The sequence below is a fragment of the Halospina sp. K52047b genome (genome assembly GCF_008709855.1).
Classification (GTDB): Bacteria; Pseudomonadota; Gammaproteobacteria; order Pseudomonadales; family Oleiphilaceae; genus Halospina; species Halospina utahensis_B.
This window is the reverse complement of the sequence record NZ_VYJH01000003.1, coordinates 386,809-402,218: the sequence shown is the minus strand read 5'-3', so window position 1 is coordinate 402,218 and position 15,410 is coordinate 386,809. Positions and strand designations below refer to the sequence as shown.

The window sequence follows — 15,410 nt, the reverse complement described above, 5'->3', positions numbered from 1 at the left end:
GTACTCCCGATCAGTTGAGCTTGCGCTCAACCTGGATCCGTTCGAAGACCTCGATCTGGTCACCGACCTTCACGTCGTAGCCCTTCACGCCGATACCACACTCCATGCCATTGCGCACTTCGTTGACGTCGTCCTTGAAGCGGCGCAGGGACTGGAGCTCACCCTCGAAGATCACCACGTTGTCACGCAGCACACGGATGGGCTTGTTCCGGTAGACGTGGCCCTCGGTGACCATGCAGCCGGCCACCTGGCCGAAGCGCGGGGACCGGAAGGTGTCGCGCACTTCCGCGATACCCAGGATCTCCTCGCGGAACTCGGGCTTGAGCATGCCCGTCAGCGCTGCCTTGACGTCATCAATCAGGTTGTAGATGACGCTGTAGTAGCGCATGTCCACGTCTTCCTGCTCCGCCTGCTTCTTGGCGGCCGGAGTGGCACGGACGTTGAAGCCGAAGACCACAGAGCTGCTGGTGATGGCCAGGTTGATGTCGGACTCGGTGATACCGCCAACGCCGCTGGAGACCACCTGGACTTCCACCTCCTCGTTGCCCAGATCCTGCAGGGCACCGGTGAGGGCTTCCAGGGAGCCCTGAACGTCGGCCTTGACGATGACATTGAGGGTCTTGACCTCTTCCTTGCCCATATTCTCGAACAGGTTCTCGAGCTTGGCGGCCTGCTGGCGGTGGAGGCGCTGCTCGCGCTCCTTCTCCTGCCGGAACTCGGCCAGTTCCTTGGCCTTCTTCTCGTCCGCCACGCGCACGAATTCGTCACCGGCGTTGGGCGTACCGTTGAGCCCCAGCACCTCAACCGGGATCGAGGGGCCAGCCGTTTCGACCTGCTTGCCGGTCTCATCAACCATGGCGCGGATGCGGCCATAGTACATGCCGGCAACAATGACATCGCCCTTGTGCATGGTTCCGTTCTGGACCAGCAGGGTTGCCACGGAACCGCGACCTTTCTCCATGCTGGACTCAACCACCGTGCCCTTGGCCGGCCCATTGGGAACGGCCGTGAGCTCCTGCAGTTCAGCCTGCAGCAGGATCGCTTCCAGCAGGTTGTCGATACCGTCACCGGTCTCGGCGGAGACGTGCACGAACTGGGTCTCGCCGCCCCATTCCTCGGGGACGACTTCCATACCGACCAGTTCGTTCTTGACGCGGTCCGGATCAGCCTGGGGCTTGTCCATCTTATTCACGGCAATCACCAGGGGCACACCGGCAGCGCGGGCGTGCTGGACCGCTTCCTTGGTCTGCGGCATGACGCCGTCGTCAGCCGCCACCACCAGGATGACGATGTCCGTGGACTGGGCACCGCGGGCACGCATTTCCGAGAACGCGGCGTGGCCGGGCGTATCCAGGAAAGTGATCATGCCGTGACCGGTTTCCACGTGGTAGGCGCCGATGTGCTGTGTGATACCCCCGGACTCGCCACTGGCCACCTTGGTCTTGCGGATGTAGTCGAGCAGTGAGGTCTTGCCGTGGTCAACGTGCCCCATGACACTGATGACCGGCGCACGCGCCTCGGCTTCACCCTCGTATTCGATATCGCTCAGGACTTCCTCTTCGATCTCGTCTTCGCGAACCGACTTGGCCTTGTGACCCATCTCTTCGACCACAAGAATCGCTGTTTCCTGATCCAGGGCCTGGTTGATGGTGGCCATGACGCCCATGCCCATCAGGGTCTTGATGACCTCGCCTGCCTTGACGGCCATGCGCTGGGCGAGCTCAGCGACCGTGATGGTTTCCGGAATTTCCACTTCATGCACCTTGGGCTTGGTCGGCTTTTCAAAAACATGGCGCTTTTCACGCTGCTGTTTCTTGCGGCGGGAGGAGCGCAGCGGCTTACGCGGCTCTTCCGCGGCAGCAGTGGCCTCTTCGGGCTCCGCTTCAGCCTCCGGTGCGTCCAGCTCAGCCAGTTCTTCCTCAACACGCGGTTTCTTGGGCCCTTTCTGAGCCGCCTTACCGCCCTTGTTCTTGTGCTTGTCTTCGTCGTCTTCGCGTTCCGGCTTGCCTTTCTTCTTCCTGGCGTGCTTACGCGTATCCTCTTTCACCGGCTCAGGAGCGGGCGCCGCTTCCTCGGCAGCAGGCTCTTCCGCCGCCGGTTCGCTCTCGGCGGCTTCGGAAGTCTCCGCTTCGGGCTCGGCAGGCTGTGTGGCTTCAGCCGCTTCGGCGGCGGCCTGCTCGGCAGGCGCTTCCTCAGCCTTCGGGGCCTCCTGGGCCTGCGCTTCAGCCGCCGCTTCTTCCGCCTGCTGTTCCGCCTCGATCTCTGGCTGCCCCTGGGCTTCCGAGCGCTTCACGTAGGTGCGTTTCTTGCGCACTTCCACGTTCACGGTTTTGCCGCTACCGCCGCGGCTGCCGCCGCCGGTCCGGAGCTGGGTCGTGGTCCGGCGCTTGAGCGTCACCTTGCTCGGCCCGCTGTCTCCGCCAGTCCCCTGGCGCAGATAGGCAAGCAGGGTCTGCTTTTCCTCGTCCGTAACCACATCGTCTTCCGCCCGCTTGCTCAGGCCGGCTTCCTCGAACTGACGGAGCAAGCGATCAACGGGAGCGCCTACGTCTTCGGCCAATTGCTTGACTGTTACTTCGGCCATACTGGTCCTCCTCTCCCGATTATTCCTGGCCCTCGAACCAGGGTGCGCGCGCGGTCATGATGAGCTGACCCGCGCGATCTTCATCCATACCCTCGATGTCGAGTAGCTCATCCACGGACTGCTCCGCCAGGTCCTCCATACTGCAGATGCCCTTGCCGGCGAGCGTCCGGGCCAGTTCGGGATCCATACCATCCATCCCGATCAGGTCCTCCTGGGGTTCGCCGCCTTCCTGGCTCTCGGTTCCCGATGCGAGCGCCTCGTTCAGCATGCCGTCACGGGCACGTTCACGCAGCTGCTCGACCAGATCCTCATCAAAGCCCTCAATGGCCAGCATCTCGTCACGCGGTACATAGGCAATCTCTTCAAGCGTGGTGAAGCCTTCCTCCACCAGCACCTGAGCGAGTTCCTCGTCCGCATCCAGGAAGCGCTGAAAGTGTTCAACCAGCTTCTGCGCTTCCTGTTCCTGTTTCTCTTCGGCCTCGCTCTCGGTCATGACATTGAGCTCCCAGCCGGTGAGCTCACTCGCGAGACGTACGTTCTGGCCGCCACGCCCGATAGCCTGGGCCAGATTATCCTCGGCGACCGCCACTTCCATGGAGTGGGTGTCCTCATCGATCACGATCGAGACCACCTCGGCGGGCGCCATGGCATTGATGACCAGCTGGGCGGGGTTGTCATCAAAGGTGACGATATCCACGCGTTCACCGCCAAGCTCATTGGAGACCGCCTGGACGCGGGCGCCACGCATGCCAACACAGGCGCCAACCGGATCGATCCGCCCATCGTTCGTCTTGACGGCGATCTTGGCGCGGGAGCCCGGATCACGTGCCGCGCCCTTGATGTTGATCAGCTCCTCGGCGATCTCGGGCACCTCGATGCGGAACAGCTCAATGAGCATCTGCGGGCTTGTCCGGCTCAGGATCAGCTGAGGGCCGCGATGATCAGTACGGATCTCCTTGAGCAGCGCGCGCACCCGGTCGCCCATGCGGAAGGTCTCGCGCGGAATCAGCTGGTCACGCGGCAGCAGGGCTTCAGCGTTGCTGCCCAGGTCCACAATGACATTGTCCCGCGTCACCTTCTTGACCGAGCCGGAAATCAGCTCGCCCACCCGATCACGGTAGCTGTCGACGACCCGTGCCCGCTCCGCCTCACGCACCTTCTGGAAGATGATCTGCTTAGCGGCCTGGGCTCCGATGCGCCCGAAGGAGACCGACTCCACCTGCTCCTCGTAGACATCGCCGGGCTGCAGGGCCGTATCGATTTCGTTCGCTTCCTGGAGCGTCAGTTCCGTGCCCAGGGCCGGAACCGCGTCGTTGTCCACGATGGTCCAGCGGCGGTAGGTCTCATACTCACCGGTCTTGCGGTCAACACTGACGCGCAGATCCGCTTCCTCGTCCTCATACCGCTTCTTGGCCGCTGTTGCCAGCGCCATCTCGATCGCTTCGAAGATCACGTCCTTGTCGACGTCCTTCTCGTTCGAGACGGCTTCGACCACCATCAGGATTTCTTTATTCATTAAACAGCCCTGCCTTTCCTGTAAGCCTGATACTGCAAATCACTCGAATACCGGAACGATGCGCGCGCTCTCGATGGACTCGAACGGGAGCTGGAGCTCGTACTCACCCACCACCAGACAGATATCCTCGCCCTCGACCGCGCGCAGGATGCCTTCGTACTTGCGCCGCCCTTCAAAGGGCGCGCTCAGACGCACGCTCAATCTGGAACCAATGAAGTCATGGTACTGGTCCAGCCGGAACAGCGGCCGGTCCATGCCCGGAGAGGAAACCTCGAGGGTATAGTGGGTTCCGATCGGATCCTCGACATCCAGAACGCCGCTGACCTGGCGACTGACCTGCTCGCAGTCATCCACGGTGACCCCATCGGAATGATCGATGTAGACCCTTACCGTGCTGTGCTTGCCCTGGGCCAGGTATTCAATGCCCCAGAACACGAAGCCCAGCCCCTCGACCACCGGGGCCAGCATTTCCTCAAGCTTGCGAACCTTCGCGGACAATGCGCCTCCGCTGTCATGCAACCAACTGGCCCGCCCGTTTGGCGGAGTCCAGAAACAAAAAAAGGGCTCTAACCAGCCCCTTTTCAAAACGTGGCCTCCGGTCTGCGGAGCCACCGAACGAAAAGCCAGCCGCCTCTGCGGCGGCCTGGCATCCCTGAAGGATGCCGCGGGCTGGTGATGCCACCCCGCGCACTGCTTCGACGCCTGCCGAAACAATGCCTTACCAGCGCAAAACGCACGCTGCACAGGGGCTGGAGTATAAGCACCACCCCCTGACTGGTCAAGGACTGACCAAAAAAACGGCTTGGTTGAGGAAAGCAGTGCCACCCCTTCCAAGCCGTTCCCTGTATGGTGCCGAAGGCCGGACTTGAACCGGCACGGCTTGCGCCACTAACCCCTCAAGCTAGCGTGTCTACCATTTCCACCACTTCGGCATGTCATTTCCGGAGCGTATACTAACGGACAGCCCCGGCATTTCCAATACCCACAAGGGGTTTATTCGATGGAGGGGACCCCTTCGTCCTCACTCTCACCACTTTCCGAGCCCCCGCTTCCTGACCCAGTGCCGCTGGCACCGCTGTCAGAGGCAATATCCGGAGCCTGACTGCCGCCTTCCTGGCTGCCCTGCTGCCCGGAGGCTGAAGAGGACTCTTCGACCGTCGGAACGCCTTCCTGGACGCCAACCTCGGCCCGCTGCTTCGCGTACATCGCCAGCGCGAAGCTGGTCACGAAGAACAGCGCCGCCAGCACCGCCGTGAGCTTGACCATGAAACCCACGCCCCCGGAGCTGCCAAACACCGTCTGGGAGGATCCACCCCCGAAAGCCGCACCGGCGTCAGCACCCTTGCCCTGCTGCACCAGAACCAGCACTACCAGGGCCACGGCAACGGCCACATGCACCAGCAGAATGCCTGTTTCAACCCAATCCATAATTCCGTCTCTCAACCGGCCCGACAGATGGCGGCAAAATCGGTCGCATTCAGGGATGCGCCTCCGATAAGACCGCCATCAATGTCGGGCTGTGCAAACAGTTCGCCAGCCGTCTCAGGCTTGACGCTGCCACCATAGATGACCGGCGCTTCGGTGGCCGCAGGGTCCAGTTCTCCCAGCACCCCGCGGATATGCGCGTGTACCGCCTGCGCCTGCTCCGCGGTCGCGCTTTTCCCGGTCCCGATGGCCCAGACCGGCTCATAGGCGACACAGACATGGCGCCAGTCCGCTTCCGGAACGTCCGCCAGCGCCTCACGAACCTGGCGGGACACCACGGCCTCGGTGTCTCCGGCTTCACGCTCGGCTTCCGTCTCGCCCACACAGAGAATGGGATCGAGACCCGCGCTCAGCGCCTGAAGCACCTTGGCATTGATGCGACTGTCGGACTCAGACCAGTACTGGCGGCGCTCCGAGTGCCCTATGATGGCAAAGCTGCCATGTTGGTCCGCTGCCATCGAAGCAGCAATTTCACCCGTGTAGGCACCGGCTTCCCAGGCGGAAACATCCTGGACGCCCACCATGACCCTGCGACCGCTGTTGTCATTCAACGACTCACGCAACGCCGGGAGCAGGATAGCCGGGGGCATCACCGCCACTTCAACGGCCGGATCCAATCCTTCCAGGGCAGGCACCAGCTCTGCCGCGTATTCCGCCGCAAAAGCGCCCGTCCCGTTGAGTTTCCAGTTTGCTGCTATCAGCCGACGTCGCATACAAGAAGCCGTTTTTCAGGGACGCGGCACTATACCCAAGATGCCACCACGGCGCAAGGCAGCTCAGGGCGCCTCCCGCTGCACGACATCCGCCAGCTCGCGGGCCACACGTCCGATATGATCCGCATCCTCACCTTCGGCCATGACCCTTATCACTGGCTCCGTGCCTGAGGCCCGCAGCAGGATCCGGCCGCGTTCGCCCAGCTCGGACTCGGCGGCGCGCACCGCCGACTGGATGCCCTCATAGTTGTCAGGGTTGAAGCGCTGACCAACCCGCACATTGACCGTCTCCTGGGGCAGGCGGGTGACATCGGACAGCAGCTCCGCCAGCCCGCATTCGCGCTGATGCATGGCAACCAGCACCTGAAGGGCTGACACAATGCCGTCGCCGGTAGTGGTGCGGTCGCGACAGACGATGTGCCCGGACCCCTCACCACCGATCTGCCACCGGCGGTTCACCAGCTCTTCCATCACATAGCGGTCACCAACCTTCGCCCGTGCGAACGGGATACCACGCCGACCCAGAGCCAGCTCAACGCCCAGGTTGGTCATCAGGGTTCCCACGACACCACCATCAAGACCGCCGGCATCATGGCGTTCACGGGCAATGATGTAGAGCAGTTCGTCACCGTCCACCTCACGGCCGGTTTGGTCGACCATGATCACCCGGTCACCATCACCATCGAAGGCGATACCGAGATCCGCACCAGTCTCCAGCACGCGCTGACGCATGGCTTCCGGCGCCGTGGAACCGCAGCCGTCATTGATGTTGAGACCATCCGGCTCCGCTCCCATGGCGGTCACCCGGGCACCCAGCTCCCGGAACACCGCCGGTGCCACGTGATAGGTGGCGCCATGGGCGCAGTCGACCACCAGATGCAGCCCTTCAAGGCTGAACTGCCCCGGGACGGTGCTCTTGCAGAACTCGATATAGCGGCCGGGCGCGTCATCGATGCGGGCCGCCTTGCCCAGGTCCCCAGCGGGAACCACTGCCAGCTCCGAGTCAATCCACTGCTCAATACGCGTTTCAAGCGCGTCATCGAGCTTGGTGCCGTCCGCCGAGAAGAACTTGATGCCATTATCGTGGTGGGGGTTATGGGACGCGCTGATGACGATACCCGCCGCTGCCCGGAAGGTGCGCGTCAGATAGGCAATGGCGGGGGTAGGCATCGGACCCAGCAGACGTACGTCCATACCGGCGGCGGAAAGGCCCGCTTCCAGCGCTGATTCGAACATATAGCCGGACAGGCGGGTATCCTTGCCGATCAACATCGTGTTGGCCTGCCCCTCCCTGCGAAAGGCGCGACCAGCCGCCCAGCCCAGTTTGAGGATAAAGTCCGGGGAAATTGGGTGAGTTCCCACTTCCCCGCGAATACCGTCCGTTCCGAAATACCTGCGCTCGCCCATTGTCATTATCCCTTTCCCGCTCTATGCCCGGAGGCTGCCCTGTTCGCGCGCAGCACGCACCATGCGCGCGGCATCCACCGTTTCTTTCACATCGTGCACACGCACGATCGCGGCACCTTTCATCATCGCCATGGCCGCGGCCGCGACGCTGCCCGGCATGCGCTCCTCAACGGGACGGCCGGTAACGCCACCGATCATGCTCTTGCGTGACATCCCCACCAGCACCGGCCAACCACGGGCGACAATGGCCTCCAGGTTCTCCAGCAGAACCAGGTTGTGCTCCAGGGTCTTACCAAAGCCAAAGCCCGGATCGTAGAGCAGCCGGTCACCGGGAATGCCCGCATCCTGGAGCTGGGCGGCACGGCGGTCCAGATACCCCAGGACTTCCTCCAGAACATTACTGTACTCGGGCCGATCCTGCATGGTCTCAGGCTCCCCCTGGCGATGCATGATGCAGACGGCCAGGCCGGTGTCACGCGCCGCCGCCACAGCGCCTTCCCGCTCCAGAGAACGTACATCGTTGATCATGCTGATACCCAGGCGCGCCCCTTCACGCATCACTTCGGGAGCGCTGGTATCCAGGGAGATGGGGACATCCAGCTCACGATGGATCGCCTCGATGACCGGGCAGACGCGATCCAGCTCCTCCTGAAGGGGAACCGGTGTTGCTCCGGGGCGAGTGGACTCGCCGCCAATGTCCACCCAGTCCACACCTGCCTCAACCATGGCCCGTGCCTGGGATAGCGCATTGCCTGGATCGATGAAACGGCCGCCATCCGAGAACGAATCCGGAGTGGCGTTGATTACCCCCATGACGGCAGGTGACGGTGTCTTCTCAGACAGTATGGTCATGAATACTCCCCACAACGAAAAACGCTCCCGGGACTGACCCGGGAGCGCTCAGACCACGGAGGGTCGGGCGTTCAGTGTTCACCAGCCGGATGACCGGCCCCCTCACCGTCCGACGCCCTGGAGCCGGAGTCGGAATTGATATCCGCCACAACGGTGTCACCGCCGTGATCGTCATCATCATCCCAACTGCTCGGCGGCCGCGGCACCTTGCCCGCCATGATGTCATCAATCTGACCGGCATCGATGGTTTCATACTTCATCAGCGCATCCGCCATCAGATGCAGCTTCTCCATGTTGTCCACAAGGATCCGCTTGGCGGTTTCATAGCACTCATCGATGATCCGGCGCACCTCTTCATCAATGGCCTGGGCCGTGGGCCCGGAAACACCCTTGCCGCCGGAGCCGGAATCGTACCCTGCAAAGGGCTCATCACGGTCTTCGTCGTACATCAGCGGACCGAGCTTATCGGACAGCCCCCACTTGGTGACCATGTTCCGGGAAAGCTCCGTGGCACGCTTGATGTCGTTCTGGGCCCCGGTGGTTACGCCATCCTTGCCCAGTGTCAGTTCCTCAGCAATACGGCCACCGAAGAGACTGCAGATCTGGCTGATGATGTAACGCCGGCTGTGACTGTACTTGTCCTCTTCCGGCAGGAACATGGTCACGCCCAGTGCGCGACCACGCGGAATGATACTGACCTTGTAGACCGGGTCGTGCTCGGGCATCAGGCGGCCAACGATCGCGTGGCCGGACTCGTGGTTCGCGGTGTTGAGCTTTTCCTTCTCGGACATGACCATGGACTTGCGCTCTGAGCCCATCATGATCTTGTCCTTGGCAAGCTCCAGTTCGTCCATGGAAACCAAGCGCTTATTGCGGCGCGCGGCGAACAGGGCCGCCTCATTGACCAGGTTCTCCAGATCGGCACCGGAGAACCCGGGCGTACCGCGCGCGATGTCCCTGGGCTGGACACCATCCGCCAGCGGCACCTTGGACAGATGGACCTTGAGCACGTGTTCCCGACCCCGGATATCCGGCAGCGGAACCACCACCTGGCGGTCAAAACGCCCCGGGCGCAGCAGCGCCGGGTCCAGCACGTCCGGGCGGTTGGTGGCGGCGATCACAATCACGCCCTCGTTGCCCTCGAAGCCGTCCATTTCGACCAGCATCTGGTTGAGCGTCTGCTCGCGCTCATCGTGGCCGCCGCCCATACCGGCACCACGATGGCGGCCGACGGCATCGAGCTCATCGATGAAGATAATGCAGGGGCTCTGCTTCTTCGCCTGCTCGAACATGTCGCGAACACGCGAGGCGCCCACGCCCACGAACATCTCAACGAAATCTGACCCCGAGATGGTAAAGAACGGTACTTTGGCCTCGCCTGCTATGGCCTTGGCCAGCAGGGTCTTACCGGTACCGGGTGGGCCAACCATGAGCACGCCCTTGGGAATATGGCCGCCGAGACGCTGGAACTTGCTGGGATCCTTGAGGAAGTCCACCAGCTCCTTCACGTCCTCCTTGGCCTCATCAACGCCAGCAACGTCATCGAAGGTGGTCTTGATCTGCTCCTCACTCATCAGCCGGGCCTTGCTCTTGCCGAAGGACATGGGGCCCTTGCTGCCACCGGCACCACCCTGCATCTGGCGCATGAAAAAGATGAAGATCGCAATGATGATCAGGATCGGGAAGGACGCAACCAGCAACTGGGTCCAGATGCTCTGCCCCGAGGACTCCTTGCCGGTGACCTCCACATTGTTATTGTAGAGATCATCCATCAGGTTCGGATCTTCAACAGCCGGCCGGATGGTAGTGAAGTTCTCCCCGTTCTGCCGTGCGCCCGTAATGGTCTGGCCTTCAATGGTCACTTCCTCGACCTGGCCACTGCGCACCATCTCGATGAACTGGGAATAGTTGAGCTGTTGCTGCTGTGGTTCCGGGCTGAAGTTCTGGAATACCATCAGCAGGACGGCTGCAATAACCAGCCACAGAACCAGATTTTTCGCCATGTCGTTCAAGATCACTCACCCATACTGTCTGCCCGTTCTGAACTCGAACGGTCCTGTTTCGAACTTTACACCAATGCGCCCGTCAGCGGCCATAGCCGGCCCTTACCGCCTACAGCCCTTAACGTCCCCGGAACCCCGTACACACCTGATACTGCTCACGCGACCGGCCCCTGGAGGCATCCGGCTTGCGGCTGGCCACCCGCTGGAAGTCCCTTTTCATGGTACGAAGCAGGTCATCAAATCCCTCCCCCTGGAACACCTTGGTCACAAAGGCACCACCAGGACGCAGAACCTCATGCGCCATCTCCAGCCCCAGCTCCACCAGGTGCATGGCACTGGGGATATCAATGGCTGCCACACCACTCATATTGGGCGCCATATCGGAAATGACAAGGTCCACCGGACGACCATCGAGCGTCGCCAACAGCTCCTCCAGAACCGCCTGCTCGGTGAAATCGCCCTGAACAAAGGTGACTTCCGGAATCGGATCCATCGCCAGGATGTCGCTGGCAAGCACGGTACCACTCTCCCCGACCCGCTCAGCAGCCACCTGGGACCAGCCTCCTGGGGCAGCACCCAGATCAACCACGGTCTGCCCGCGCCGGAACAATCCGTCCTTCCGGTCGATCTCGATCAGCTTGTAACTGGCGCGCGAACGATACCCCTCCTCCCGTGACCGATTCACGTAGGGATCCTGGTGGTGCTCGCGCAGCCAGCGGTCACTGCTCTTGGAACGTCCCAATCCTGCCTCCGAACCGATTCAACCGGCCTCTGCCGGCTGGTATCATGTCTCCACTTAATTCCATACGATCACAGAGACGCCATCATGCCACTATCCGCCGCACAACGCCGCCAGTACCGGGCTCTTGCCCATGACCTAAAACCGGTCGTACAGGTCGGCGACAACGGCATTTCCGAAGGGCTGCAGCAGGAACTGGAGCGGGCCCTGGACGACCACGAACTGATCAAGGTGAAGATCGCCTCCACGGACCGCGAGGAACGGCGTGAACTGATCGACGAGGCCTGCGAAAGCACAGGCGCGGAACTGGTGCAGGTGATCGGCAAGGTGGCCGTGCTGCTGCGCCGCGCGGCCGAACCCAATCCGAAGCTCTCCAACCTGCGCCAGCACTAGATGTGCATCACCTCGTCAATCTCGTATTCCACGGTGCCGGACGGCACCTGGACCGAGACCTCTTCGCCTTCCTCCTTGCCGATCAGCGCTCTTGCGATCGGAGAGGAGATCGAGATCCGGCCTTCCTTGATGTCCGCCTCGTCGTCACCCACGATCTGGTAGGTCACTTCTTCCTCGGTATCCATGTTGATCAGGCGCACCGTGGTACCGAATATCACCTTGCCCGTTTTCTCGATGGTGGTGACATCGATCACCTGGGCCGCACCCAGTTTGCCCTCGAGCTCCTGGATCCGGCCTTCAACGAAGCTCTGCTGCTCCCGCGCCGCATGGTATTCAGCGTTCTCTTTCAGATCGCCATGTTCGCGCGCCTCCGAGATCGCCTGGATGACCTTGGGCCGGTCCTCGGATTTGAGCCGGTAAAGTTCGTCACGCAGGGCCTGCTCGCCCTGTTTTGTCATGGGAACACGGTTGTTGCTCATTACTGATACCCCGCGTGCAGATCCTGGAGGCGACGCACCTGGCGCTCAGAGCCGAATCGGATGGCGCGGCAGAATGCCTCGCCGCCAGTCAGTGTGGTGGCGTAGGTGACCTTGCGCTGAAGGGCGGACTGGCGGATCTGGGCGGAATCCGCAATCGCCTTGCGCCCTTCGGTGGTGTTCACGATCAGATCAACCTGGCCGTTCTTGATGGCGTCCACAATGTGCGGGCGGCCCTCGCGTACTTTGTTCACTTTCTCGACCTCAAGCCCCGCTTCAGAGAGCACCTTGGCGGTGCCGCCGGTGGCGATCAAGCGGAAGCCCACATCGGCCAGATCCCGGGCCAGGCGCACGACGTCCGGCTTGTCGGCATCACGCACACTGATGAAGGCGGTGCCCGAGGTGGGCAGCGTCTCGCCCGCACCCAGAGCGGCCTTGGCAAAGGCTTCGTCGAAGCTGTCACCGATGCCCATGACCTCGCCGGTGGACTTCATTTCCGGCCCCAGGATCGGATCCACGGAGGGGAACTTCGGGAACGGAAAGACCGATTCCTTCACCGAGTAGTACTGGGGCACGGATTCGGTGGTGATCCCCTGTTCCTCGAGGCTGATACCGACCATGCAGCGCGCGGCGATGCGCGCCAGCGAACGGCCCACGGCCTTGGACACGAAGGGCACCGTCCGCGACGCCCTTGGGTTCACCTCGATGACGTAGATCTCGCCGTCCTGCCAGGCCAGCTGCACGTTCATCAGACCGACCACGTTCAGCTCCAGCGCCATGCGCTTGACCATGTCGCGCATCTGGTCCTGGACATCCACGGGCAGCGTATAGGGCGGCAGTGAGCAGGCTGAATCACCGGAATGCACGCCGGCCTGCTCGATGTGTTGCATGATACCGCCGATCACGGCGGTCTTGCCGTCACACACGGCGTCGATGTCGATCTCGATGGCGGAGTTCAGGAAGTGATCCAGCAGGACCGGGCTGTCATTGGAGACCAGCACGGCGCTGCGCATGTACTCCTTGAGCTCCTCCTCGGTGTAGACGATCTCCATGGCCCGGCCGCCCAGCACGTAGGAGGGGCGGACCACCAGCGGGTAGCCGATATCCCGGGCCACCAGGATGCCTTCCTCGAGGCTGCGCACCGTGGCGTTGGCCGGCTGCTTGAGCCCCAGGCGGTTGATCATCTGCTGGAAGCGCTCGCGGTCCTCGGCCCGGTCGATGGCATCCGGGCTGGTACCAATGATGGGCACACCCGCCGCTTCCAGGCCGCGCGCCAGCTTGAGCGGCGTCTGGCCACCGAACTGGATGATGACACCGTCCGGATTCTCCGACTGGACGATCTCAAGCACATCCTCAAGGGTGATCGGCTCAAAGTACAGACGGTCCGAGGTGTCGTAGTCCGTGGAGACGGTCTCCGGGTTACAGTTGATCATGACCGTCTCGTAGCCGTCATCACGCATGGCCAGCACCGCGTGCACGCAGCAGTAGTCGAACTCGATGCCCTGCCCGATGCGGTTGGGACCGCCGCCGATCACGACAATCTTCTTACGGTCACTCACATTCGCCTCACACTCCTCCTCGTAGCTGGAGTACATGTAGGCGGTGGAGGACTCGAATTCAGCGGCGCACGTATCCACGCGCTTATAGACCGGGCGAACTCCCAGATCATGCCGCAGCTTGCGGAAGCTCTGCTCCGAAACCCCCAGCAGATTGGCCAGGCGCGTATCGGAGAAGCCCTTGCGCTTGAGCCGGAAGACAGTGTCGTAGTCCAGGTCCGCCATGCCGGTGGACTGGAGCTGCTTCTCCTCCTCGATCAGGTCCTGGATCTGGATCAGGTACCAGCGGTCGATGAAGGTGTATTCGAACACCTCATCCACACTCATCCCCCAGCGGAAAGCCTCACCCAGGTACCAGCTGCGGCTGGCGCCGGGCACTTTCAGCTCGTGGATCAGGGTATCCCGGGCGTCTTCCCGGTCCTCCAGGATCGGGTCCAGGCCGGAGGCACCGGTCTCAAGGCCGCGCAGGGCCTTCTGATAGGACTCCTGGAAGGTGCGCCCGATGGCCATGACCTCGCCTACGGACTTCATCTGGGTCGTCAGGCGTGGATCCGCCTGCGGGAACTTCTCGAAAGTGAACCGCGGGATCTTGGTGACCACGTAGTCAATGGACGGCTCAAAGGAGGCCGGCGTTACACCGCCGGTGATGTCGTTACTCAGCTCATCCAGAGTGAACCCGACGGCCAGCTTGGCGGCCACCTTGGCGATCGGGAAGCCGGTGGCCTTGGACGCCAGGGCCGAGGAACGCGACACGCGCGGGTTCATCTCGATCACCACCATGCGCCCGTTGGCCGGGTTGATGCCGAACTGGACGTTGGAGCCGCCGGTCTCGACACCCACCTCGCGCAGCACCGCCAGCGATGCGTCACGCATGATCTGCCATTCCTTGTCCGTGAGCGTCTGGGACGGCGCCACGGTAATGGAATCGCCGGTGTGAACGCCCATCGGATCCATGTTCTCGATGCCGCACACGATGATGCAGTTGTCGTTCTTGTCCCGGACAACCTCGGTCTCGTATTCCTTCCAACCGATGAGGGACTCGTCGATCAGAAGCTCATTGGTCGGCGACAGCGCCAGCCCGCGCTCACAGATCTCGTGGAATTCCTCCCGGTTGTAGGCGATGCCGCCACCGGAACCACCCATGGTGAAGGACGGCCGGATGATGCAGGGCAGACCGATGTGGTCCAGCACCTGGTAGGCCTCTTCCATGCTGTGCGCCATGGACGCACGTGGTGTCTCAAGACCAATGTTGTGAACCGCCTTGTCGAAGCGGTCGCGGTCCTCGGCCTTGTCGATGGTGTCCGCGTTGGCGCCGATCATCTCCACGCCGTGTTTCTGGAGAATGCCATGGCGCTCCAGGTCCAGGGCGCAGTTGAGCGCGGTCTGGCCACCCATGGTGGGCAGCACCGCGTCCGGCTGCTCCTGCTCGATGATCTTCTCGACGGTGCGCCAGGTGATGGGCTCAATGTAGGTGGCATCGGCCATCACCGGATCGGTCATGATGGTCGCCGGGTTGGAGTTGACCAGAATGACACGGAAGCCTTCCTCGTGCAGAGCCTTGCAGGCCTGGGCCCCGGAATAGTCGAACTCACACGCCTGGCCAATCACGATGGGGCCGGCGCCAAGAATCAGAATGCTTTGGATGTCGTCTCTTTTCGGCATTGAACCCTTATCCTGTTCGTCTCG

The 15,410-nt window shown here is 62.3% G+C and carries 12 protein-coding genes and 1 tRNA gene; 1 reads left to right on the top strand and 12 read right to left on the bottom strand.

The genetic code is table 11. The features are described from left to right. Nucleotides 1-10: 10 nt before the first annotated feature. From infB to rlmE, 10 genes are all read right to left on the bottom strand, one after another. Entirely contained in the window at nucleotides 11-2,584 is a 2,574-nt protein-coding gene (gene infB / locus F3089_RS06525; protein WP_151440002.1) for a translation initiation factor IF-2, read from the bottom strand. Between the two features lie 19 nt (nucleotides 2,585-2,603). Then, entirely contained in the window at nucleotides 2,604-4,100 is a 1,497-nt protein-coding gene (gene nusA, locus F3089_RS06520) for a transcription termination factor NusA (protein WP_151440001.1), read from the bottom strand. Between the two features lie 39 nt (nucleotides 4,101-4,139). Next, the gene (rimP, locus tag F3089_RS06515) at nucleotides 4,140-4,598 is read right to left on the bottom strand and encodes a ribosome maturation factor RimP (RefSeq protein WP_151440000.1); all 459 of its coding nucleotides are present in this window, start codon (nucleotides 4,596-4,598) and stop codon (nucleotides 4,140-4,142) included. A gap of 349 nt (nucleotides 4,599-4,947) precedes the next feature. Next, nucleotides 4,948-5,032: transfer RNA gene (locus tag F3089_RS06510), tRNA-Leu, on the bottom strand. A gap of 61 nt (nucleotides 5,033-5,093) precedes the next feature. Beyond that, complete coding sequence (gene secG / locus F3089_RS06505; RefSeq protein ID WP_151439999.1) at nucleotides 5,094-5,528, bottom strand: preprotein translocase subunit SecG; 435 nt, start codon at nucleotides 5,526-5,528, stop codon at nucleotides 5,094-5,096. Between the two features lie 11 nt (nucleotides 5,529-5,539). After that, nucleotides 5,540-6,298, bottom strand: coding sequence for a triose-phosphate isomerase (gene tpiA, locus F3089_RS06500; protein ID WP_151439998.1), 759 nt, complete (start codon nucleotides 6,296-6,298; stop codon nucleotides 5,540-5,542). A gap of 63 nt (nucleotides 6,299-6,361) precedes the next feature. Further along, nucleotides 6,362-7,705 (bottom strand): phosphoglucosamine mutase, encoded by a 1,344-nt coding sequence (glmM, locus tag F3089_RS06495; protein WP_151439997.1) that lies wholly within the window; start codon nucleotides 7,703-7,705, stop codon nucleotides 6,362-6,364. Nucleotides 7,706-7,726: 21 nt separating this feature from the next. After that, complete coding sequence (gene folP, locus F3089_RS06490) at nucleotides 7,727-8,557, bottom strand: dihydropteroate synthase (protein WP_151439996.1); 831 nt, start codon at nucleotides 8,555-8,557, stop codon at nucleotides 7,727-7,729. Between the two features lie 71 nt (nucleotides 8,558-8,628). Then, nucleotides 8,629-10,560, bottom strand: a complete 1,932-nt coding sequence (gene ftsH, locus F3089_RS06485; protein WP_151439995.1) for an ATP-dependent zinc metalloprotease FtsH — start codon at nucleotides 10,558-10,560, stop codon at nucleotides 8,629-8,631. Between the two features lie 118 nt (nucleotides 10,561-10,678). Beyond that, complete coding sequence (gene rlmE, locus F3089_RS06480) at nucleotides 10,679-11,302, bottom strand: 23S rRNA (uridine(2552)-2'-O)-methyltransferase RlmE (RefSeq protein WP_151439994.1); 624 nt, start codon at nucleotides 11,300-11,302, stop codon at nucleotides 10,679-10,681. Nucleotides 11,303-11,386: 84 nt separating this feature from the next. Here rlmE and yhbY point away from each other — a divergent pair, with 84 nt between their 5' ends. Continuing rightward, the gene (gene yhbY / locus F3089_RS06475; RefSeq protein WP_151439993.1) at nucleotides 11,387-11,692 is read left to right on the top strand and encodes a ribosome assembly RNA-binding protein YhbY; all 306 of its coding nucleotides are present in this window, start codon (nucleotides 11,387-11,389) and stop codon (nucleotides 11,690-11,692) included. Here the strand turns inward: yhbY and greA are convergent. Both greA and carB read right to left on the bottom strand, forming a co-directional pair. Beyond that, nucleotides 11,689-12,171, bottom strand: coding sequence for a transcription elongation factor GreA (gene greA, locus F3089_RS06470; RefSeq protein ID WP_151439992.1), 483 nt, complete (start codon nucleotides 12,169-12,171; stop codon nucleotides 11,689-11,691). The genes yhbY and greA overlap by 4 nt on opposite strands. Next, nucleotides 12,171-15,386 (bottom strand): carbamoyl-phosphate synthase large subunit, encoded by a 3,216-nt coding sequence (gene carB, locus F3089_RS06465; protein ID WP_151439991.1) that lies wholly within the window; start codon nucleotides 15,384-15,386, stop codon nucleotides 12,171-12,173. Before carB ends, greA begins: the two co-directional genes overlap by 1 nt. Between the last annotated feature and the right edge of the window lie 24 nt (nucleotides 15,387-15,410).